A 21,790-nucleotide genomic window follows, 5' to 3' on the forward strand; every position below is an offset into this window, starting at 1 on the left:
ACGGTTTCGCGTAATTGGATCGTTATAAGTGATCGGTTGTTGGCACAACTGGCCTAATGACTGATCCAGCGAATTTTTGTTCGCGGTGTGAATAGGGTCGGCGGTTGGCCGTTGCAGGCGCGGTCGCAAGTTGATAAGATGTAGTAGCAGCTAATATTTCGGTTGTTACTATAGGGAACAATAATAGGCTCGCAGTCTTAAGCTGGCCTGCTGGGGGACATCGTGATGGTGAAGAAGGGGATTGCGCTGGCATCATGCGCAGTGCTTTTGGGTGGCTGCGTATCTGGAGCACAGACAACAACCTATCAAGTTGACAAGCAGCTCGTGGCGATTTCCGATATCACCGGCGCTGTAAAATGTGCGTTGGCGCTATCGTTGCAACATGAAAAGGCCAGCGGCTATCCTCGTCTTGAGGGCAATGTCGCTGCGATTGAGTACATTTTTCAAGTTGTCGATACGTCCTCGATTGGTGGAAACTTGAGTGCCGAGAAGGCTGGGCCTTTCGTGTTCGCGTTTTCAGGCGGTGCCGGCAGTATCCTTCCAAAGGTCGGCGCGTCCCTTGCCAGGACCAACACGATCACCACGACCATCGACGGAACACTAGGGTTGCATTACAAGGACACGGCGGTCTGCGACGCTGTCCCGGCGCGCGTCCGCGCTGGACTCGGCTTCGAAAAATGGTTGTCGCGCAGCATCGAGCAGCTCAATGTCCAAGCGCGATACAGCCCCTATGGCGTCGTCGAGTCCCTGCAGTTGAAGGCCAATTTCGGGGTGGTCAAATCCGGCAATGCCGGCGCCACCTTCGACTTCGTGTTCCTTGGTGGCGACGTCTCGGCCATGCAGTCGCGAAACGATGTGCAGACAATCCAGATTACGCTTCAACCGCCAAGCGACAAAGTAAAGTATCCGACCGTTGAAGTGGACGGCGTCACCTACGGCCCACCAGGTGGATCTCCAAAAGTGAAGCGCTCTAAACCCAAGCCCGCCAGTGCCAGCGCCGTCTTGCCAGCGCTGCCGAAGGGAAAAGAGGACAAATCGGTCACGCCGAAAAACGCCGAAGCCAAGAAAGCTGAAGCGCCAGCTCAGAAATCCGACGGGACTTGCAGAACGAAGCGTGGCCTGGGCTGTCTCGACGTTCCGCATCCAACGGAATAGCCGGGGCCTCGCGATTTGTAGCGCTCACTCTCATCCGGCGCGGCGGAAGCCGACTCCCAAAGGATCGCACTTGCAATTATTCCCGGCCGGGGTCATTCTTGCGCCAACGCCGTCATCGTCGGCGTGGCCGCTGCCTTGGCGAAGGACCGTCGTCCAACGAGTTTAAACCTCTAGCGACCGCATCCTCATTCCGGCCGCAGAGACGAGCAGCGCGTCTCGACCAGGCCGAGATGAAGGACGAGTCCATGTTTTCCACAGTCAAGGGCGCCAAGAAATGCGCCAAGGAAATCAAGCGGCGTTTAGATGAGAGCGGCTTTGTTTTCCCGTTGAACAAATGCCAGTCCGTGATCGCCATTGCCGGCGGATTTCGCGACTGGAACCATCTCGAAGGGCAACTCGAGAGCAGCCCCACGCCAGTGGGTCCGTTGCTGTTTCGCAAGCGTCTCATGGCGGCGTTGCCCGAACCGTGCGCTAGCCCCGTCAGCGCATGGCTTGACGGTGAACCGGACGAGCCGGCTCTCGATCGCCAAACGCCACCGCGCTGGTATCGCGACACCTTCCCGTACCTGCTTGCCACGGCCACCATCCACCGCGCTCGCACGTATCTCTTGCGCAAAGGTTCGGGCGCGGGTCAGCAATTGCGCGAGAGCATGGTCCTGGGGCTGCTTCTCAACACGCACGGAGAGGATCGACCGGTTCCACTGCTGGAGCCTGACACCCTTGCCTTCGTCATTGAGGGCGCCCCGGAAACCTTGTTTCGAGCCGAACTCGCCCATCCGAGATATCCGGTCGAACTCGAGGGGCTTATCGCGGCAGGAATCGTCGAGATCGGGCGGGGCGTTGTCAGGGTGAACTCTCCCGATCCCATTGCTGTCACGCGACGGGTCTCCGACAGCCGGGCTGGCAAGATAAGGATGTGGTCCGGAGGAATTGATCTGGAAACGGTCAACCTGTTGCGCGACGCACTTGCCGGCATCGGCGTACGGAATGCACTGCGCATTGCCGACGCGATCTGCCAACTGGGGTCGGATGCCTATACCACCGCGTCTGGCCCGGTCCTGGACCTGATGTCCCAACTCGCGGACGAAGGCGAGGTCGAGGTTTTCGCCAAGCTGGTCACGCTCTTTGTAACAGTCGAGCCGAAGAACGCCGACTTCTTGAAGGCCGCGATTCCGGCCAAGATTTCCTCGCGCTACCTTGCGCGCCACCGAGGCATCAGCGCCTCGAGGATGTTGACGTGGGCGAATTCAAATCCAGGTTGGCAGGATTCTCTCAAGTCGGCGGTCGAAAGGCCGGCGGCGTTTTCATCGGTGGTCAACGCAATGGCTGAGGCCATGGCTGCTTAGACCGCAAATCGGCGTTGGCGGAGGTCCAGGACGATGGGCCCCCGCCACCCGGCGAGGCCCAACCAAATCAGCGCGAAGGCTCCTCATCGCGAGCGAAGCCTCAGTTCTCCAGCAGGTGCCCAGGGAAGCCAGCAGATGCATGACGTGGCGCCGACGATAGCGGAACCGCTTGTCATAAATCTCGACGCGCAAGCGCCGGGCCGGCGAGCGATTGCCGGCTTCCTGCTCCAGATCCTGCGAAGCATCCAACTCGGCCTGGAGATGAATGTTTCGCTCTCGCCAGGCGACCAGCATGTCCAGATGATCCTGCATCTGGAGCCCTCCGACGGTGGCGACCATAAGGTTCTGGGCGGACCGCGCGACATCGTTGAGCAGGTGAAGATGCGCACGGTCCGGCGCAAATGGTCCAGCGGCGAGGTAGCCGCCACAGTGTTTCCTGACCTGCTTCGGGCCGTACATCTAAAAGCTGACCAGGCATTCCGCTTCGTCACCAACAATGCCGACGGGCTTGCTCCGCTCCAGACATATATAGCGCTGCGCGGCCGAGCGACCGGCAAGCCACATCGCTGGGGTTCCGGGCGCTATACGACCGACGAGTATGAACATCTTCTGGCGAGGTCGGCTGGTCTCGGTCATGTCACCGCCGAACTGCGTCATCTGCTGGACCGGTTCGAAATCACCATTCTCGATCGGGACCTGGTCCAGGACGAGATCGACAAGGCGCTTACGCCCCTTCTGGAGCCAGGCGATCATGCAAGCGACAAGCGTCTCCAACTGCTTGGTCAACTGATGGTGCGGGCGACCGATGGTGCAAAGGTGTCGCCGGCAGATCTTCTCGCCCTCATCAGCCCGCGAGCGCATCGGCTGCTCGCCCACATTCAGTCGTTGCCGACCCTGGCGGCCCATCATCTCGCAGAGGACGCTCGTTTGATCGGTTACGTGCCTGAGCGTCAGGCGCGCCGATCCGTTCCGGAGGTGACGGCGGATCTCGCCATACTTTCCGGCGAGTCTGGACAGGGAAAGACATGGACGCTTGCGCAACTGGCTCACGAACAAATCGATCGAGGCGAGCTAGCGCTTGTGATGAGCGCGCCCACAGGAATCGACGAAATTGTCGCTTTCATCAACGAGCGGATCTGGCAGCCTGCCCACCATGAACCCGCGCCCGTCACGGTGATGGCGAAAAGCCTGCGTGACGCTTTCGCAGGCACCGATGGAACGTGGCTTACGGTCTATATCGACGACGTACAGGATCGCTCATTTGCGCTACGGCTGGCGCGCTTGAGGTGGCATGAGCACGGCGTGCGGATTGTAATGTCCGCCCAACCTCGCATAGCAAGGGCGATCGAGTCTGTCCGGCAGGATATACAGGTCATCGAGATAGGCAATTTCCGCAGCGCGGACCTGCTTCGCTTCCTGACGTCTCATCAGCGTTCGACTATTCTGGAGACCATGCCCGACGACGTGTTCGAGCTGCTTCTGAAGCCCATTCACGCCGGCGTCTTTGTCCAATTGCCCAAGCGCGATTCGTGGGCTGGTGTCTCGGAATACCTGCTTTTCAGCGCTTATTGGCAACAGGCGAGCCTGATCGTCCGTGAGCAGCCTGATCATCCCGGCGATGGACATTGCCTGAAGGCGCTCGCCGGTCAATTGGCGACAGGGCAAACCTTTTATCCCTGGCGCAGTGCGGAGCTTCGGGCCGCCGGATTGGACGATCCGGCACTGCTTCGCCTCGAGCAGGTCGGGCTTTTGCGACGCATGGCGCCCGATCGCGTCGCTTTTGCCGCTGACCGGATGCTCAACTGGGCTGTCGCGGAGTCTCTGGTTGACACTATTTTGTCGACAGAATTGTCTGCCGCCGAGGCTGAGGAGCTTTTTGCCACGCTTGACACATTGCAGAGCAGAGATGGCGAAACAGTGGGGTACCGTCTCGGCTACGTCTATTTCGATGCGCTGTGGCTGCTTGCCAGGGAGCACGAACCTGCATTTGTCGCTCAACTCATTCGCGAGCATATGGCGCGATCGCCCCCTGACGAGCGAGGCGAGGAACAATGGACGAATGGCTTCGGGAGCCTCGGCCCGCAAATCCTGCCGGCCCTTGAACTCCTCGCCGCGCAGCCGGGAACTGACGAGCACAACGTCGAAATCTCCAGGAATTTGCCCTTCGCGCTGAGCGCCATTGCAGCGGACGATCCGAAGCCTGTCGGGGACCTCATCGCTCGTCAAGTCGCGTCAGGCGTTGAGGCCCAGGTCGAGATCGGTTTGCGCGCGGCCCGGTTGGTGCCGGCGCCGGCGGCGCTTGATGCGATCTGGAGCGTGCATCTGGGGCGCATATCCGCACATGCTCAGGCTGCTGCGCGGTCGGATGCCGAACTCCGGGCGGAGGCGTCATTTCACCTGGAACTGAGCTCTGACGCACTGACCAAATGCATTGCAGCCGACCCGCAGTGGCTAGCCAGGCGTCTTGCCGTCGAAACGGACGCGATTGCGCTCGACGCGCTCTTGTGGAAGCTAAAGGACGAACGGACGGTGGACGCAGAGACGGCGGTAGCCATTTGGGCCAGCCATCGCGAACGGCTGATAGGCATCATGCCGTCTTCCAGCATCGCTCTGATCGAGGCGATCGGCCATTTCCGCGAGGCATCCCTTGGGACACTATTGGATGAGGCTGCTTCTGTGCCTGGAGAGTGGATGCCGCCTCGCATCTTGCGAAGCCGGGCCCGGGTCGACCCGCAAGGCGCAATCCGCCAGCTGGCGCAGGGCAGCGACCTTTACGGGTGGCGGGGTTCGAACTGGTGGTTCGACGAGTTGGCCGCGGCCGACCCGCGGGGGCTCGCGGACGCGATCCGCACGCGAGCGAACAGGAGCGAACACCCCCTCACCGAGCTCGTCTTCTACTATCACGACAGGCCCGAGGCGATGGATTCCGACACCTTGCGCGAGGTGATCGAAGGTCTTGCCTCGGATCTTCGCGCATTCAACGGTGCAGGCGATCCCTACCGGGAAGAGGGGCGCTTGTACCATCCGTTGGAGTTCCTTGTTCGCCTCTCCGAACCTTGGCAATTCGGTGAGCTGAGGCGCCACGCCGGTGCGGCGCTCGAGACCGAGTTGGTGCGCTTCGCGGTCCGCCGCAGGGGACGAATGTCGATGGCGCGCGACCTGACGGGCGGCTATTGCGAGCGTATTCTGGCGATGATCGGCGGGGAGGGTTTCGATGAACTGGTGTTGGCCGAGATTGGTCGTCCAGATCCCTTCGGTCGGCAGGATGGCTATCTCGCGGCCAGATGGTCTGATGCCGCAACGGTCTCGGCGTCCTTGCCGCTAACCCCGCCCGAGGCCAATGCTCAAGCCGGTGACCAAGTGCTGCGCATGGCAGCGCTCGCTGTCCATCGCTGCGATGCAGAGCTGGAAAGCATGCTTCGGGCCGGGGCCCCGGTCTATGTGGACGCCATCGAAACCCGATCCTCCGGCACTCGGGACACTTCGGCGCTCCGTTCACGCGTGGGTAATCTTCTGGCCGCGGGTGATCCGGTCTCTGTTGATATCGCGGCGGCTCTCGCGGCCTTCGTCGGTAAAGCCGGCGACGCCAGTCCGCTGGTTTTCACATTCCTGGAGCCGGCAACGCCTGGCCGCACCCGGCTCAAGATTCTCGCCACCTTCCACGCAATGCGCTTCTACACGCCTGAATTGCTGCCGCTCGCGCGCGAGATGATTGCCGGACATATCCATCAGGAGGCTCAGGCGGTCGCATTCTATCTCGCCGAGGTCGGGGATGGAGACGCCAGACGTGTCGTGATCGATTGGCTCGCTACCCAGGACATCGGCACCGCGTCGACGTCGCGCCGGAGTTATCTTGCGGCTCTGGTCAAATATCCCGAAGGCGAGGCAGCGGTTGTAGGCTATCTCCAGCGCTCGCGCGCCAACGGTCATCTCGTGATAGAGGGAAACTTCCTGAGGCTTCTTGCGGAGGCTGGCGAGTCACAGGCTCAGCAAGAGCTGCTGCGAGCCTGCTATCGCCATTCCGGCTTTGATCGCGAAAACGCGATCGCGGCTATCGACCATTTGCGCAGGACAGAACCGCAAGAGGCCTATTTCGCGGCACAGCGTCTGCTGAGGCGCCATAACGTCGCTACCGCAGCCGATCTCATGCTCGAAATCGATCCAGCTCGTGCCGGTCCGGACTTGGTCGACCGCTACAGCGAGGCAAGGCCGTCCCTTCGGCTCGGACTCGAGCGGCGGCTGCGCGTCCGCCTGGGCGGCAACCAATTGGCCACGCTGCTCGATCCGTTGTCGCGTTCGCAACGCGCGAGGGAACGGATTCTCGCAGCGCAGATCGCCGCTGTGATCCCGTCGACCGTCGTGGTGCCCTGGCTTGAGACGCTGGCCGGCAGCGACTCTCCTGCCGTCTGCGACGCGGCCCGCGCCGCGCTCCGCCAGCGGCGCCTCGAAGCGGCTGCACTTTCGCACCGTGATCTGATGCTGGAATCAGACAAGCCACTTCAATGGGCACGGATGATGCGCATCATGGAAATGGTAGATCCCTATTATCTTTGGGCGCGCAACGATCCCGCAAGTCTCAAGGATTTGCTTGAGCTGCTGCCGTATGAGTTCGTCGCCGAGGCTCGCCAGCTGCGCACGCGACTGCTCAGGGATCGGGAAAACGCGGCGGCTCACGCCGACAGAAACCGTTAGCAACGGCAGTTCCCCAGGTCGGCCGTTCGCATGTGACCGGCTATGACAGCTGGCGCTACAGGCAACTCTATGACTTTTGCAAGAGACGCTGGATTGAGCTTTAGAGCAGATGCGCGCTATTCACTTTCGCCTGCCACAAAGCCGCAGGCCTCCATGAAAATCCATGCCTTAAGCCAGTTGAAGATATCGTTCATCTGCAGGCGCTCGACGTCGATGGCGACATCCGGATTGCTGGCATTGTAACGACGGATCGCCGCCAGGTGCTCGACATAGGCATCGCGGAACAAGCCAGTCGGCCGAAAGCCAATGTGGTCCGCAAAGACCGTTTCAACCATTGCCGTGACCATCGAGCCCCAATGGGGAAACTCAAGCTCGTGTGAATAGTCGGGTTCAATGCAATCTTCGATTGATTGCCTTGCGGTGCGCGAAAGGCGTCCATGAAACCCCAGTTCGGGCGCCTCCGAGAATCTGGCGCGGTCCTCATCGGCCAACTGGTTGGTGATGTTAGTTACCCGTTCAGCATCAGCCAGCCGAAACGGGTTCAGGGCGCAAATGATAAGATCAGACCGTTCCTCCCCGACAACAGCCATTTGGACTTCGTGCCAGCGTTTGCGGACGTAGCAAAAGCCATGCAAACCCTCGTGTTCCATCAGCTGAGCGGCATAGGATGTGAGATCCTCCAGAGCATCCCGCGTGTGCGATGGCAAGCTGGCCGGGTCATCCTTGTCGTAGTCGATCCATTTGGGAATGTCGGGAAAGGAAGCGACCACGCACGACATAGCATTGTGCGACAGCAGCCGGTTGGCAAAATGCTGGAACTCTTCATCGTCCGGAATGCACAATGACAGGCGCAAGCTTTCGGCTGTATCGTCCGGAAATTGCGGCTGATACAGGACGATGTTCCGGCCCGTGATCAGGAGGTCGTAGAGGTACGCCTGCTTTGTGATTTTCGCGGCGATCGGTGCCACGAGGATGTTCAGGATATCCTTGCTGCCCGAACCCGGAAAGAGACCAGCGATATAGTTGCTGTAGGCAAAAAGCTCCGTGAATGCATTTCGCTCGGCCGCCTTTTCAATCTTAAGTTCGAGCACGAAAAGGCCGTCTTCGTGCGTGCCGAGAAGGTCGAGAAACATATGCCGTGTCTTGTCGACCGGTAGATTGATCCCGCTGCCGATGAATTCGCCATTTAGCGCGAGACGATGGAGATATCGCAGCCTCTGGACGGTTTTCTCCTTGAGCAGCTTCCAGAGTTCGAACCCCGGTATGTCGTATTCGGTGAGCTCGTCCGAGAACTTGGGGAGGGCCGCTTCAAGTCGTGGCTCGGCATCGTCCATGACCGCCTCAAGCCCGGCCCGATGCAGATATTCATGGACATCGTTTTCGCTAAAAGCTCCCACGCAAACCTCATTTGGCGCCGACACGCGGCGGATCGACTGCAAGATGACTGCACAGCGGCATGGCCGGATCGGCGAGCGCTGGCAGGAAAGCAGCAACAGCTACGCGCATGATTCGCAAGAGCGCAAAATAGGAGCGAACTTGGTTCCGAGGCATGGCCGTCTGGTTCGGCCGCCTGGGGCGCTTGTTGGCGATACCCTCGTCCTCGCAGGCTCGGTCGAGGCTATCGCCGCCCAAGTTTGGAAGCCGGGAAGTCACTCAGCCGATCCGGCCTGGTTCCGGAAATGCGGCCTCAGCTGCCGCAACATAGTCCCTGACCTTCGCGCGCAAGACATGGTCGGCCATCGCCAGGAAGGTCCTGAGGCGCTGTCCGTATCTAGCCTCGGGATGACAATTGCCGCCGGCCACGACCACTCGGATCAAATGGGCTCGCATGCGTCCCTGAACGCCTTCCGGCGAGAGAGACGCAATGTCGTCGAGGATGCAGTCGTGCAGATAGCACGCGAGGTTGTCGCCAACCCGGGTTGAAAGCGCGACCCTCACCATTGAATTGGCCAGCGCGGTGGCCGCGTCGGCCGGGATAGCACCGGTCGAGAACTGATTTGTCGACGGAACAGCGGCATGCGGCGATGTGCTATCGAGATACCGGATATTGCGCACCCAGTTGCCCATGACGTCGAACGCCTCATACAACAGTCGGGCGCTGCGGGTTGGAAATTCGGCCAGCACATTGATGTCCGGTCCGGACGCGTCGTAGCTGGCTTCCAGCTCCGAGACGAAGTGCTCCACGTAGAAAAGCCACATATGATAGCTGATCCCCTGACGCATGGCCTCGTTGACCATGATGTCGAAGAACCGTGTGCCGACGAAGGTGATATCTCGCCATTGCTCGGCCTCGAAATTATCGGGACGGCCGTTGAGAAAGGCGGCGTAGCCGGTGTTCTTGCCTTCGTGGATCGTACGGATGACAGCGTCGCCGACAGGCTTCCAGGCCGCCAGCTCGTTGGTCACTGCGACATCGCCGAAGAGAAACCGCAAGAGGACATTTTCGCGCGCGATCCAATAGCCGCCCTTATCCGCGAGATTCTGGTTGTTCTCGATCTCCTGATAGAGTCCGCTGCCCTTGTCCGAGATCAGGTCCTGCAGAACCTTGTCCGAGAAGTCGAAACGAAGATGCAGCTTGACGGCCATGAGATCCGGCAAGGCGTCCGGCCGCATCGTGACGAGGAACTTTCTGAACTCGTCCGAGCGCAGCAGCATGCGCGCGATGTTCTCGGCATTCGCCTGCGCCTTGCGGCCCGCCGGCACAAGGTGCCTCATCCAACGAATGTGGCGCCGGAAAACCTCGCGAATCCGTTTGTCATAGCCGGCTGTCGACTGCTTTGGCTCGTCCTCTTCGGACGCGGCCGGCTTGAGAATCTTGAACTGCTGACGCCGCAACCAGTTTGCATCTGCCAGCCAGTCGCGCACCTTCTGCATGCGTAGCCGCCGCTCGGCAGCGGCGCGTACCAGCCCAAGCTGCGGCCTGATGAAATCCAGCAATTCCGCGAACCGGCGTTCATAGAGCAGGGTCTGCGCGATCTTAGCGACCGCAGCCAAGGAGCGTGGCCCTGGCCTCAGCATCGCATTCAGGCTCCAGGCAAGGATCATCCAGACGAATACGACCAGGAAGGCCGCCTGGAGTGGCGTGAAGCTGCCGTCTGCGGGAAAAGCCAGCCAGGAGCAGGCTTTAGCAGTTGGCAATCGGCACGGCCGGCCCAACAAAGGAAAGAACTCGAAGTAGAAAACGAGCGACGCCGCGAGAATCGCTAGCGGAATTTGCACCGCAAGATGCAACTGCGCGCGGAGCCGCGTTACTGGCGAAACGATTGCGTAAAATGCAATAAAGAGTGCGAGAAAACCGAGGAATCCGTCCAGTGTCACCGGACTTTCCTCGTGTCACAGGGTTGCACCGCCAAATCCGAATATCCTTTGGAATCGTCCGTGGTGAAATCAACGTAGTCGTCAAAGATCGGGATCAAGTCATCCGCCTCGATCGGGGTGTAGCCTGGAGATTGGCAGAGGATTACAAAGTCGAACCGCTTGGCGGCGGCATAATCATCAACCTGGACTCTCTCAAATGGCACGGGCGGCTCGAGCTTATGCGGCAGAGCCCTCAGTTCATCTCTTGAGCCGTCGCCGCAAAAATGCGGGACGTACCGCAACTCCATGACGCCGCATCCCGGATCGAAGTCACGGAAGAAGAATGGCATCACGTCCATACCAGCGTGTGCATGATGCACATAGGTCAGCGATCGGAGCCACCGGCACGCCAAAGCGAACGAAAGATAGTTTGCGGGCGAAATGCGCTCGGGGCCGTCCCGCGGCACTGCCGAACTCCGTTCTTCCGGCGGCAAGCCGAGAAGCCGCCCTCCAATATCAATCCACGACAGATCTCCAAATCCCGTTCCCAGATCTGAGTGGGCGTCGATGTGGACCAGATCAAGCGGGCGGGCGCCGTTTTGAGAGAGAGCCTCCAGGATAGGAAATGCTTCGTCATGACGGACGACGAACCGACCCCTCGGCCGTCGAGGTGGGTCTCGTTCAAGCAGGCACTGATCCTCGAGAAACCTTCGAAGTCGTTCCTCATCCCAGGGGCGCGTCGTTGACGGCGCTCTCCGCCCCTGACCGAACGCACTGACGCCGTCCAGAAATATGTCGAGATCGATGTCGGCGATATTCAAGTGCCGTTTCCGTCTGTGCAATGACCGATAAATATTGCTGACCAGAGTCAAATATCTCAAGCATATGTTGATCTGGACAGGTGCTGCTGAAATGTTACCAACAGATTTTGATCGGCAACGGTTCGGGGATTGAACGATGAACAAACAACCGGCAATGCCGACCATTGAGGGCATCCGATCTGGCCTTATCGTCGAAGGACAGCATTACGAGTTCAAGGCACGGCTGAATCTCGAGGAGCAACGCGGAAAATCAAACTTCATCGATGATGTCGTGGCATTTTTGAACGCGGCACCCGGTTACCTGATTGTTGGCGTACATGAAAAGAAGGGAGTTTTCGCGAACTTTGAGCCGATGGGTGGCGATCGCGATGCCATTCGACGCCAGATAACCTCGATCATTCAGGACACCATCGATCCGAAGCCGTTGAGCGTTCGTGTGGAATTTCTGGATCTGGGTCCTGACACGTTCATTCTCTAGCCTGCCTTACCATGGGCTGCGGCCTTGCCAGAACAAGACAACCGGCGGGTTCTACATGCGCACCGGGGCGCAGAACACGCCAATACCCCCTCAGCAACTGCATGCCTTGTTTACGTCAATCGAGAAGCTGGAAGCCGACACGATCCAACTGATGGAGCGCGAGAATGCGGCCGTCGAGAGCCGTGACATCATGCAATCCAACGACGCCACCTTGCATATCGCGATCGTGCCTCAAGAGCACTATGAACGCGACCGGGCACCATTCGACCCTGGAAGGGACGTTCTGAAGGTGATGCGTCACTATCACGGCGAAAGCCGCGGTGTGTTCAAAGGTTGCGACAATGGCGTCGAGGCGCGGGACTCGACATTTCAGGAAGGGCGCGCGATCTCCCGCTTTTTCATCGGCGACGATTGGCTCGTCCACTCCTATGTCTCGCATCCGTTCGTCGTCCGTGACGGCGAAGGACGGCTGACGATTAGCGAGTTTACCGACGAATTTGCCCGACATTTACGGGACATACAGCTCATCATGGACGACTCCGGCATCCATGGGCCGTTCGGGGTTCTGGTCGCCGTGAAGAATCTGCGCCGCAATCCAAAACTCGAGTGGGCTTTTTCCAACACCAACGTTGCCAGTCTGGTCCGGCCGCTGCGAGTTGAGCGCGTGAGCGACCAAGGCCTCGTCGATCGCTTCTGTGACAAGGTAAGGAGTGTCTCGGTCTATGGTTGTTGAAGACAAATCCAGGCCCTCGCCAATGGCTGCGAACCTGCCCCAGGCGTCTCAAAAGAGGCCATAGTTATGCGCCTGACACTGGGACAGGCGCATGGCGCGTTAGCCGAATTTACACCGGGGAGTTTTCTTTGGTCGGCAACACCGTAACCATCACTGTCCCGGACATAGAGAACATGTCCGACGAAGACTTCGCCTACTTTGCCCGGATGCACGATGGCCGCTGGAGCGAGCAGACCAAGGCTATGATGCGGCGCTTCAAAACTGACAAACTCAATCTCAATCGAGCCTGGGCAGGGGCGACACAGCACTGGAGTTGCCCGTGCTGCAAAAGGACGAAACCTGAGATCGCTCGGCTCACGTCTTCCGGGGTCCTGCTATGTGCAATCGAGTCGCATCACGATCATCTCGGCGACACAGCCGGCGACCGGTTCAAAGCGATCGTCGGCTCCAGCGATGACCGGGAATTCATCATTCAGCGCGAACACGCCAAAAACGGGATGCTTCAGTTCGTGGAGCGGTTCCAAAGGACGATGATATGTATTGACTGCAATGTGGCAGAGACCGCGGCCAAGGACCTTTTGGGCAATGTCACGGACGACATCTTTGCTCTGCGAAAGCGGGAGTTCAGTTTCTCTCCGTTGGAAATCGCCAGCTTCATCAAACCGGTCGCGAACAAAGTGCACGAGCTGAACGCCGATTTCGTCCGCTCAAGCTGGAACAGGGTAAGGCCGGACATCATCGATCGAATGGATTTCTGTGAACGAATTGCCCGCCGTTTCGTCAACGGAAAGAATCGCCGCGAGGTAGCAGTGGGCACGCGTGAGCGCATTGAGATGGACGACAACCTCATCGTCATGGAACAGGTCAGGAATGCGCTGCCGGATTTCTCGAGAGGCGAAAGCATTGCAACGCGGGTGCTTATCCGATCAGTTGCCAGAGACGCCGTGCGGCGTTCCTTCAGGCCGAAGGCAAAGGCGGCAACGCGCCCGATCACAGATGCCGATTACGCGCGACTTGACGCCGCGAATGCCGACCAGAAGCACTGGCTCAACATCAACGAAGACTGGCGTTGCACCTGCTGCCGTCGCACGAAGCGCGAGTTATGCCGACTATCGAACAAGAGGGTATGGCACGCTCAGATACACGTTCTCCGCAATTGGATTTTCGATGAGACGGAGCCGAATGCTCGATACTGGAGGGCTTCGCAGGAGAACACCAATCTCATCATTGTGGATCACATCCCGTCGCTGGTTTGTCAGGACTGCCGCCACGTATCGTCGGAAATCCAGAGAATGGATGACAGTGTCGATCAGAATGCGCTGACGATCGATGACATCGCCGAGTCGATTTCCGCGATTGCACCGCATCAGCTACACGATATCGACTACCGGTTCGCGATACAGCGCGCTCATGAGAACCATGACATTGTTGCAGCCGTTGAGGCCTACCACGCCCATGAACAAGAAGTGCGCTTCCAGATGGCGAGGATCAGGTCATTCATGAAGCGGCATCGCTGCCCTATTGAAGATGCGCGGAACACCTACGCTTATGAATACGCCAAGGCGGTAGATGTGGAAATTAAGGAAGGCCAAGCATTCATGGATTGGATGATTGCAGAGGGAAATCGGTTCGAGAAGCGGCGAGAATCTGAGTAAAGCTGACGCTGCAAATTCCCCTTCGGTCGCTTGAGCGAGATGCGTGTGAGCCAACCGAACCGCGCGGCGGCCGCACCTCTATCGCCTCACCTTTTCGGTCCGTTTTAGACCGGACGGCAGGAGCGCGACGATATCAATCATACCGCGGGGAACCATCTCGGAGCACGAAAGCGAAGGGGAAGTTGGGAGCATCTACGAAGCGATCCTGAGGCCGACTTATGGCTCAGGTCCCATACAGGGAGATCTGTGAGCCCATTCCGTTATGGTTGGAGCAGTGCACCGCCGAACTGCGACCAGAGATGTTCGCAATCCCAGGGCCTTGGGCTGGGCGTCCCCGGCTCGCGCCCGTTCCAGCCATTGCTAATGATCACCTAAGCTGCGGAATGGCAGGCCTATTGACGTCGAAAACACACGATGCCCCTCACCGTTCGCCTTTTGTGCTTCGAAAGTCGCATAAAGGGCAGTCTGGAATTTGCAGAAATTTCCAGAAAACCGCCACCCTCTTCACGGTCTCAGATCGCGTCGAACCTGCCGGCATCGCCAAAATCCGCGGACGACTTCCTTGGATCGGGGTTGCGCGGTGTCAGAGTCGCTTCGGCATCCAGGCTATGCATTGTTCCAGGCGTTCCAACCGAGCCTTTTGCGAACGAAGCTGGTGACCTACGTTAAGCAGATTGGATTTGCCTTTGGAACCAGCCGCATTGATCAATTCGGATTCGAGCAAAGCTATCCGATCGCGCATCTGCTGAGCCTCCGTCAATCGTATTTCTCTAATCCAACCTAGGCCGCGCATATTCAACGATCACCATCCATGCAGCGTGGATTAGCATCCGAAAACTAACGCCAGCAGATTCGAAAAACTCGCATTTTAAGCGTTGCTAAAATTCGCCGCGCTGTCCTACGTTTGCGCGCGTTCCCGACCGCAGATGACGGCACCTCTTTTCTCGCCCTTGTAGTTTCAGAATAATCTTAATTGACTTGGTAACGGCTCTTTCAGAGCCTCTATCTAAAGAAACAGTGCCAATCTCCAAAGAAACAACATGACGCCTCGCGCCAAGCGTATTCTAGGCAAATCAATAGTCGTGACGATAATTGCAATCGTCGCGACCTTTGCTCTGTCGTTCACGGCAAGACTCGCCTTGCACATGCCGATCGATTGGCTGAGCTGGGTGGAATGCACCCTCATTCCCATCCTGATTGGAATGCCCGTCGGTGCCTACATCTTCGCCCAGTCGGAAACCATCCAAGACACCTGTGACAAGTTGGAGAAGTCGTATGCGGCCCTGAGAGAGACCCACGACAGGCTGGCGTTCGTGACCAGCCACGACCCGATGACGGGGCTTCTTAGCCGCGGCGGATTCATGGCAAGGATGGACAGGAAGCGCGATGAGGGTGAATACGACACGCTTCTCGTTATCGACCCGGATCACTTCGCCTCGTTCAATGACAAGCACGGACATTCCAAAGGTGACGAGGCCTTGGTTCGAATCGCAAAAGCGCTTGTCTATCTAACGCGCCCTGGCGATTCAATTGGACGCCTTGGTGGCGAAGAGTTCGGGGTCCTGCTGCGAGGGGTCCGCAAAGAGCAGGCAATGACCATTGCGGAGAACATCCGCCGTCTTATCGAAGGGATGCCCTGGATCAAAGGACAACAGGACGATCTAAAGGTGACTGTCAGCATCGGGGGTGCGGAAATCCCTCCCAATGCAGATAGTCAGGATATCCTTCGCACAGCAGAACGATGCATTTTTGAAGCGAAACAGCGTGGCCGGAACCGCGTTTCGTTCGACTACGAAGCAACCAGATTGCGAGTCACGACTCCATAGCCGACCCCGCTTGGGGCGGATTCCTTCGGGTGCGGCGCTACTCAGTAAAATCAACCATCGTGAGTTCAAACGAGTGCCACACGCCGCAACAAATTGCGTTAATCGGAGCGCATCAAATTTCTGATGCCGTGCCAATCGGAAGCTATAGTCTTCGATTTGCACTAGGCTGCCTCAACGCGAAGGCGGTTGTCGGTTGCGATGATCCGCCGCTGTCCCCCAGCAAAGGCGGCACTCTGCAAAATCCATGATTTCCCTCGGGCGCGATGCGGCTTCTTCCCTATCAAGCCGTCATCGCCGTGACAACATATTCTGCGATAGTCGCAACCGACCTCGATCGGTGGCCTCTTACACAGACAAGCCGTTCACCAGGTCGGAGGAAATGAAATGAACGCCGAAGTTTTCAGCAGCCCCATCTTCGTGAGGCGTGCCACGGTTATCGTGCAAGAGATTGCCGGCCTTGCGGACGCAATCGATTTTCTCGATGAATGGCCGGAAGATCGCAGAGACTTGATCCATCAAACCGCCCTTCGGGCGTGCTTTGACGCCCACGACGGGCACAAGCCTATAGGCGCGGCCCACAATGCCTTTCTCGGCTTTGCGAAACGGGCCGGGATTTTGGAAGACCCAAACTCCGCGATGCAATGGGTCGTTGCCTGCAAATCGGGAAGCGGGAAGGTGCAGGTGTAGACTGGCGCTTGGGTGAGATTGGTCGAAAGAAGGCAGCGCCGAGCCTTGGAAGCCGGCGCAACCCAAATTCGCCAGTTCCCTTGTGGCGCAGCCGGCGCCCCACTCGCCTTGCCGGTGGCCGAGTTCATCGCCTTGAAGCAGAGCGGATGCGACTGGCGAGGCAGGTCAGGCGATCTTAATATCCGCTGCTCCGGGAGCTTGCTGAATGGCGTCCTTCGTGACCTTTCGACGGCAGGGACGGCCAGACGGGGTAGGACCTTAGCCGAATCCCGACCTGACCCAAATCAATTCGCGCAGAATGGTTCGATCCAATCGCCACTTGCTCTGGACGCAGGCCGTCGACAGCACAGGTCGGCGATCCCGTTACGCGAGACGCGATGTCTCTTCGAAATACGCACCGATGATGGAGGCGACACTCTTGCGGGCAACCGGCGGGCTGAACAGGAACCCCTGCAACTCGCCGCATTTTTCGGCGCGCAATGCCTCCAACTGCGCGACCGTCTCCACCCCCTCGGCCGTGGTATCGATGCCGAGGCTGGTGCCGAGGCCGATGACGGCACGGACGATCGCGAGCGACTCTGGACACTGGACGATCTCGCGGACAAACGACCGGTCGATCTTGAGGCGGTTGAATGGAAACTGCCTGAGGTAGCTCAGGCTGGAGTAGCCAGTGCCAAAATCGTCGAGCGCAATGCGCACGCCGAGCGATCGAAGTTGCTTGAGAATGGCGAGATTGGTGCTGCTCTCGGCCAGCAGCACCGACTCAGTGATCTCAATCTCCAACTGGTGCGCCTCCAGCCCGCTGCCGGCCAGGGCCAGTCCTACTGCTCCGACGAGATTCCCTTTGCGGAACTGCACCGGCGATACGTTGACGGACAGCACCAGATCGCGCGGCCAGGTTGCCGCCTCTCGGCATGCCATCGCAAGTACCCAGCGGCCGAGTTCGTCGAGTATGCCGGTTTCCTCTGCGATCGGGATGAAATCCGCGGGCGACACCATGCCGCGGCGCGGATTTTGCCAGCGCAGCAGGGCCTCGAACCCGCGGAGCTTTCCGGTTTGCGTCCGGATGATTGGCTGGCAATGCAACTCGAACTCGCGGTCGATCTCGGCGCCGCGCAGCTCTATCTCCAGCGCACGCCGCTCGCGCTGGCGCATGTCCATCCCGGCTTCGAACCAGCGGAAGGTACCCTTGTCCGATTGCTTCGCTCGATAGAGGGCGAGATCGGCGCATTTCAGTAGGCTGTCGATGTCGGCGGCGCCGTCCGGGACCAGCGCAGCGCCGATACTCGCGCCGATCACTATCTCGGCGCCGTCGACCTGAAGCGGCGGAGTGATCGGGATGTCCAAGCTAGTTTATCTTGCAGCTGGAGCCGTCCGCCGCCGACCGGGCTAGGCAACCCTGACCATCTCCACCCGGTCGGCGGCTTGCGTCTTCGTACTTTGCAAATATTGTAACTTGCGAACGAAGTAATAATCGCATTTATAAGTTGGCTACTTTGTCTCACTTTAAATAGCTTTGACAAAAATGTAGACAATCACTCGTTCAGTTTCGGGAGACCCGAATGTCGTTTTGCCTACCTGACGGCCCCAATGTCGCCGTATAGGGCACGCCGTCAATGGTGAAATTCGTCTGCGGCCGAGACGAGCTGGGCAACACTTCCTTGTAGTGCATTCCGCGCATCAGGTCCATTGACGCCCGTTGATTGCCGTGTTGCCAGCCCGAGACGTAGATGTTTAGCTCTGGCACTGGAGGCGGCGCGTAAGGCATGTATGGTGCCCCAAAGATCGACGCTGCGGCGCCTTGCTCCCACGATGGGCCTGGCTGATTGACGCTGGGCGCCGGTGAAGGCGCACCCTGCCAAAAACTCGACGAGTTGGCCCCCCAATTCTGGGGCGGCGCCTGGTTCCATTGATCGACGCCCGCCCAAACCTCCGCCGAATTGTGACTGGGCGGTGGAGAGGCGCCGCGCCACCCTGCCTCCGTCGCATCATACGAGTCCCAAAGGTGGTCTTGATTGTAACTCGACACCCGCGACGGGGACGACTCGTGCTCTGGCTGATTGACGCTGGGCGCCGGCGAAGGCGCACCCTGCCAAAAACTCGACGAGTTGGCCCCCCAATTTTGGGGCGGCGCCTGGTTCCATTGATCGACGCCCGCCCAAACCTCCGCCGAATTGTGACTGGGCGGTGGAGAGGCGCCGCGCCACCCTCCCTCCGCCGCATCATACGAGTCCCAAAGCTGGTCTTGATTGTAACTCGACACCCGCGGCGGGGACGACTCGTGCTCTGGCTGTCTAGCGCTACCCTCCGCAGCCCCCGACGTACCCTCCCCAAGAGTCTGACGGTAGTTCTCAATCATGCGCAGCCCTGCCGCGACCCGCTTATCACCCCCACAAAGTTCCTGGGCATAATTCTTGAGCGCCTCGCCGCTGACTCCACAGAGAGACAAGCCGTAAACGCTGTGAAGCCTGTCAGATAGCTTCCGGAGCCCGGAACCATATTCGACCACGGTATGACCCGCTATAGTGTTACCAGCCCGAGCGAAATCACCCGCCCTCTGGATGAGGTCATCGTCTCCAGGAGCGAACTGATACCGCCTCCCAGTGCCCGCCTGAGACGAACCCTCCCCGGAAGTCCCACGGTACCGCTTAAGCATGTTCAGCCCCTTCACGACTTGGCTTTCACCCGCGCACAGTGTGCGAGCATAGCTCTTTAGCGACTCGCAGCTGAGGCCAGAGAGAGACAATCCATAAACGTCGTGAAGCCTTTCAGATAGTTTCCGAAGGCCTGAACGGAACTGATCTACGGCCGCACGCCCAGATCTCTGCAACTCCATATTGCCCGCGCTCTGGATGAGGTCCTCGTCTCCAGGGGCGGCCCTATACCTCCTCCCATGATCCGGAACGTTCGGCTGGGCCGCCCCTTCGAGGTGCTGCTCAAAGTGGCCTTGCGCAGCCCCCTCAGGTTCTTCCGCCTGTCCCGCCTGCTGCTGCGCCGCCAAGGCGAAGTACGCATTCGGATCGAATCCAAATAGATTGAAGTTGCTCGGGTCCATCATAGTCTCCTAAGGATGCATGCATCACGTATGCATGGGCCCCAGACGCTACTCTGGTTAACTGTCCAAGAACTGACGAACGCCTACGGTCCTTCAGAAAACTGGACCAGTCCTTTTTGTCTGGTTCTTACTGCGCGCAATTAGCTCTAAGAATTCATATCGGTAGCACTCTCCGTATCGAGTGCTAAAAAATTCGTGCCACCCTCTTGAAATGCGTGCTTCAGATGATATGGGGCGAGCGGCGAGGGTGTGGCATCCTTCGGCGCTCCAAGATCATCCAGCAGAAGGAGCGTCCCCATGTCGCAATCTTTTGACGCGAGCCGGTCCCTTACCGCTCTTGAACAAGATAACACGATCGTCGCCGTCATCGAAATGAGCAAGGCGAAGTGGCTGGTCGCCGCGCTGGTTCCGGGCTTCAAGCGCCAGCCGCTCAAGAAGCTCGATGCCGATGCGCCAGCTCTGTTGAAACTGCTGCAGCGCTGGCGCGACGAAGCCGGCCAGGCCGGGCACCCGATCAAGCGCATCGCCGTCGCCTATGAGGCGGCTGGCGACGGCTTCTGGTTGGCGCGCTGGCTGCGGGGACAAGCCATCGAGGCCTACACCATCCACCCCGCCAGCGTTGCAGTGTCGCGCGAGCACCGCCGCGCCAAGACCGATCGCCTCGACACTGAGCTATTGATGCGTGCCTTTCTTGGCTGGCTGCGCGGCGAAAAGCGCCATTGCACCATGGCGGCGATCCCGACCATGGAAGAGGAGGACTCGCGGCGACCGAGCCGCGAGCGCGAGCGCCTGGTCGGCGAGCAGACGCGGCTCGTCAACCGCATCAAGGCGATCCTCGCCCGCTTCGGCATCCGCCACTTGCGGTTGAGCCTGCGCCAGGCTGCGGACAGGCTCGAGGCCATCCGTACAGCTGAGGGGACGGCGCTGCCGCATAACACCCGCGCCGAGCTCCACCGTTTCCTCGAGCGGCTCAGCCTGGTGCGCCAGCAGATCCGCGCCATCGAACAGGAACGGGAGCGCAAGCTCGCCACCGGCCCGGCGGCGGAAAACGACCCGCACGCGATGGTTCGCCTTATCGCACGCATCATCGGCATCGGCGTCGAGACGGCGGACATGTTGGTCCACGAGATCCTGTCACGCGGCTTGCGCGACCGCCGCGCCGTAGCGCGCTATGCCGGGCTCACCGGGTCGCCGGACGAGAGCGGCCAGCGCCGCCGTGAGAGGGGGCTGGCACGTGCCGGCAACGCCCGCGTGCGGCGCGGCATGATCCAACTGGCGTGGCGGTTTCTGAGCTTCCAGAAGGACAGCAACCTCGCCCAATGGTTCCAGGCGCGCACGAGCGACGGCCGCAAAACCACACGTAAGACGATGATCGTGGCACTCGCCCGCAAGCTTTTGATCGCCCTGTGGCGTCTCGTCACCACCGGCGAGGTGCCGAACGGCGTCGTCTTGCGTTTGGCATCATGAGGGCACGTGGAAAAAGGAGAACAACGCATACCCCAATTGGCGGGCCTTTAGCAGGTCTGCTGATGACGATCCGAGGTGGCGGCAACCCGAGGAATTACATGGTCTTTGAGCCGCGTTTCAGAATGGGCCCGCCGCCCGGAGCTTCGCCACCGATGCGCATGCTGCATCATGGTCGGATCATCGGGATCCACCGCATACAAGTCTGCCGCGCGACCTCCGCGCCTGCTCATGGCGAGCTCGCCTCGGAATCCATCAATGGGTCCCGCAGGAAGGCCCCACCCCGTGGCTAGGCAGCCTGCCGCCGTGCTCGTGACCGTCAAAGACAAGTCGCTTCGCGATGGCCTGCAGCCATCCTTGACCGTCACTGCGCGCGGCGGTCAGTCAGAAAGCCCAAAGGCCCGGGACGAGGAGATGGTCGCCAATCGGGCCGAGAAGGAGATGAGGAAAACGAACCAGGATCAAGCTTGACAAATCATAGCCCCATACAGGTAATTCCCGGACAGCCTTGGAGTGCACCCCCAGACTGAGACAAGGAAAATCGCGGACAGTTTCCCCGCAGGAGAGGAAACTGGGGCATG

At 59.4% G+C, this 21,790-nt stretch carries 13 protein-coding genes; 9 read left to right on the forward strand and 4 right to left on the reverse strand.

The annotated features are described in order from the left end of the window. The first annotated feature begins 225 nt into the window (after positions 1 to 225). From RFN30_RS28045 to RFN30_RS28055, 3 genes are all read left to right on the forward strand, one after another. The gene (locus RFN30_RS28045) at positions 226 to 1,155 is read left to right on the forward strand and encodes a trypco2 family protein (protein WP_320265318.1); all 930 of its coding nucleotides are present in this window, start codon (positions 226 to 228) and stop codon (positions 1,153 to 1,155) included. A gap of 245 nt (positions 1,156 to 1,400) precedes the next feature. Further along, positions 1,401 to 2,501: a hypothetical protein gene (locus RFN30_RS28050; RefSeq protein WP_320265306.1), complete on the forward strand. Its 1,101-nt coding sequence runs from the start codon at positions 1,401 to 1,403 to the stop codon at positions 2,499 to 2,501. A gap of 135 nt (positions 2,502 to 2,636) precedes the next feature. Then, the gene (locus RFN30_RS28055; protein ID WP_320265307.1) at positions 2,637 to 7,193 is read left to right on the forward strand and encodes a hypothetical protein; all 4,557 of its coding nucleotides are present in this window, start codon (positions 2,637 to 2,639) and stop codon (positions 7,191 to 7,193) included. A 116-nt stretch (positions 7,194 to 7,309) separates the two neighbouring features. Here the strand turns inward: RFN30_RS28055 and RFN30_RS28060 are convergent, their stop codons facing one another. The 3 genes from RFN30_RS28060 to RFN30_RS28070 all read right to left on the reverse strand — a co-directional run bounded on the left by RFN30_RS28060 (position 7,310) and on the right by RFN30_RS28070 (position 11,311). Then, a complete protein-coding gene (locus RFN30_RS28060; protein WP_320265308.1) occupies positions 7,310 to 8,632 on the reverse strand; it encodes a hypothetical protein in 1,323 nt (440 codons plus the stop codon). Between the two features lie 214 nt (positions 8,633 to 8,846). Continuing rightward, positions 8,847 to 10,511, reverse strand: coding sequence for a hypothetical protein (locus RFN30_RS28065; protein WP_320265309.1), 1,665 nt, complete (start codon positions 10,509 to 10,511; stop codon positions 8,847 to 8,849). After that, positions 10,508 to 11,311: a UPF0489 family protein gene (locus RFN30_RS28070; protein ID WP_320265310.1), complete on the reverse strand. Its 804-nt coding sequence runs from the start codon at positions 11,309 to 11,311 to the stop codon at positions 10,508 to 10,510. The genes RFN30_RS28065 and RFN30_RS28070 overlap by 4 nt, the downstream gene beginning before the upstream one ends. 136 nt (positions 11,312 to 11,447) lie before the next feature. Here RFN30_RS28070 and RFN30_RS28075 point away from each other — a divergent pair, with 136 nt between their 5' ends. The 5 genes from RFN30_RS28075 to RFN30_RS28095 all read left to right on the forward strand — a co-directional run bounded on the left by RFN30_RS28075 (position 11,448) and on the right by RFN30_RS28095 (position 16,690). Beyond that, on the forward strand, positions 11,448 to 11,789 hold the full coding sequence (locus RFN30_RS28075) for an AlbA family DNA-binding domain-containing protein (protein WP_320265311.1): 342 nt from the start codon (positions 11,448 to 11,450) through the stop codon (positions 11,787 to 11,789). A 55-nt stretch (positions 11,790 to 11,844) separates the two neighbouring features. Further along, a complete protein-coding gene (locus RFN30_RS28080) occupies positions 11,845 to 12,522 on the forward strand; it encodes a hypothetical protein (RefSeq protein WP_320265312.1) in 678 nt (225 codons plus the stop codon). 173 nt (positions 12,523 to 12,695) lie between these two features. Then, a complete protein-coding gene (locus RFN30_RS28085) occupies positions 12,696 to 14,177 on the forward strand; it encodes a hypothetical protein (protein ID WP_320265313.1) in 1,482 nt (493 codons plus the stop codon). A 1,040-nt stretch (positions 14,178 to 15,217) separates the two neighbouring features. After that, positions 15,218 to 16,003, forward strand: a complete 786-nt coding sequence (locus tag RFN30_RS28090) for a GGDEF domain-containing protein (RefSeq protein ID WP_320222759.1) — start codon at positions 15,218 to 15,220, stop codon at positions 16,001 to 16,003. Between the two features lie 384 nt (positions 16,004 to 16,387). Then, on the forward strand, positions 16,388 to 16,690 hold the full coding sequence (locus RFN30_RS28095) for a DUF982 domain-containing protein (RefSeq protein ID WP_320222758.1): 303 nt from the start codon (positions 16,388 to 16,390) through the stop codon (positions 16,688 to 16,690). Positions 16,691 to 17,053: 363 nt separating this feature from the next. Here RFN30_RS28095 and RFN30_RS28100 read toward each other — a convergent pair whose 3' ends face one another. Further along, the gene (locus tag RFN30_RS28100; protein WP_320265315.1) at positions 17,054 to 18,037 is read right to left on the reverse strand and encodes a putative bifunctional diguanylate cyclase/phosphodiesterase; all 984 of its coding nucleotides are present in this window, start codon (positions 18,035 to 18,037) and stop codon (positions 17,054 to 17,056) included. A gap of 2,005 nt (positions 18,038 to 20,042) precedes the next feature. Between RFN30_RS28100 and RFN30_RS28105 the strand changes: the two genes are divergently transcribed. Then, positions 20,043 to 21,212 (forward strand): IS110 family RNA-guided transposase, encoded by a 1,170-nt coding sequence (locus RFN30_RS28105; RefSeq protein WP_320251625.1) that lies wholly within the window; start codon positions 20,043 to 20,045, stop codon positions 21,210 to 21,212. Positions 21,213 to 21,790: the final 578 nt, after the last annotated feature.

The organism is Mesorhizobium dulcispinae (assembly GCF_033977345.1).
Classification (GTDB): domain Bacteria; phylum Pseudomonadota; class Alphaproteobacteria; order Rhizobiales; family Rhizobiaceae; genus Mesorhizobium; species Mesorhizobium dulcispinae.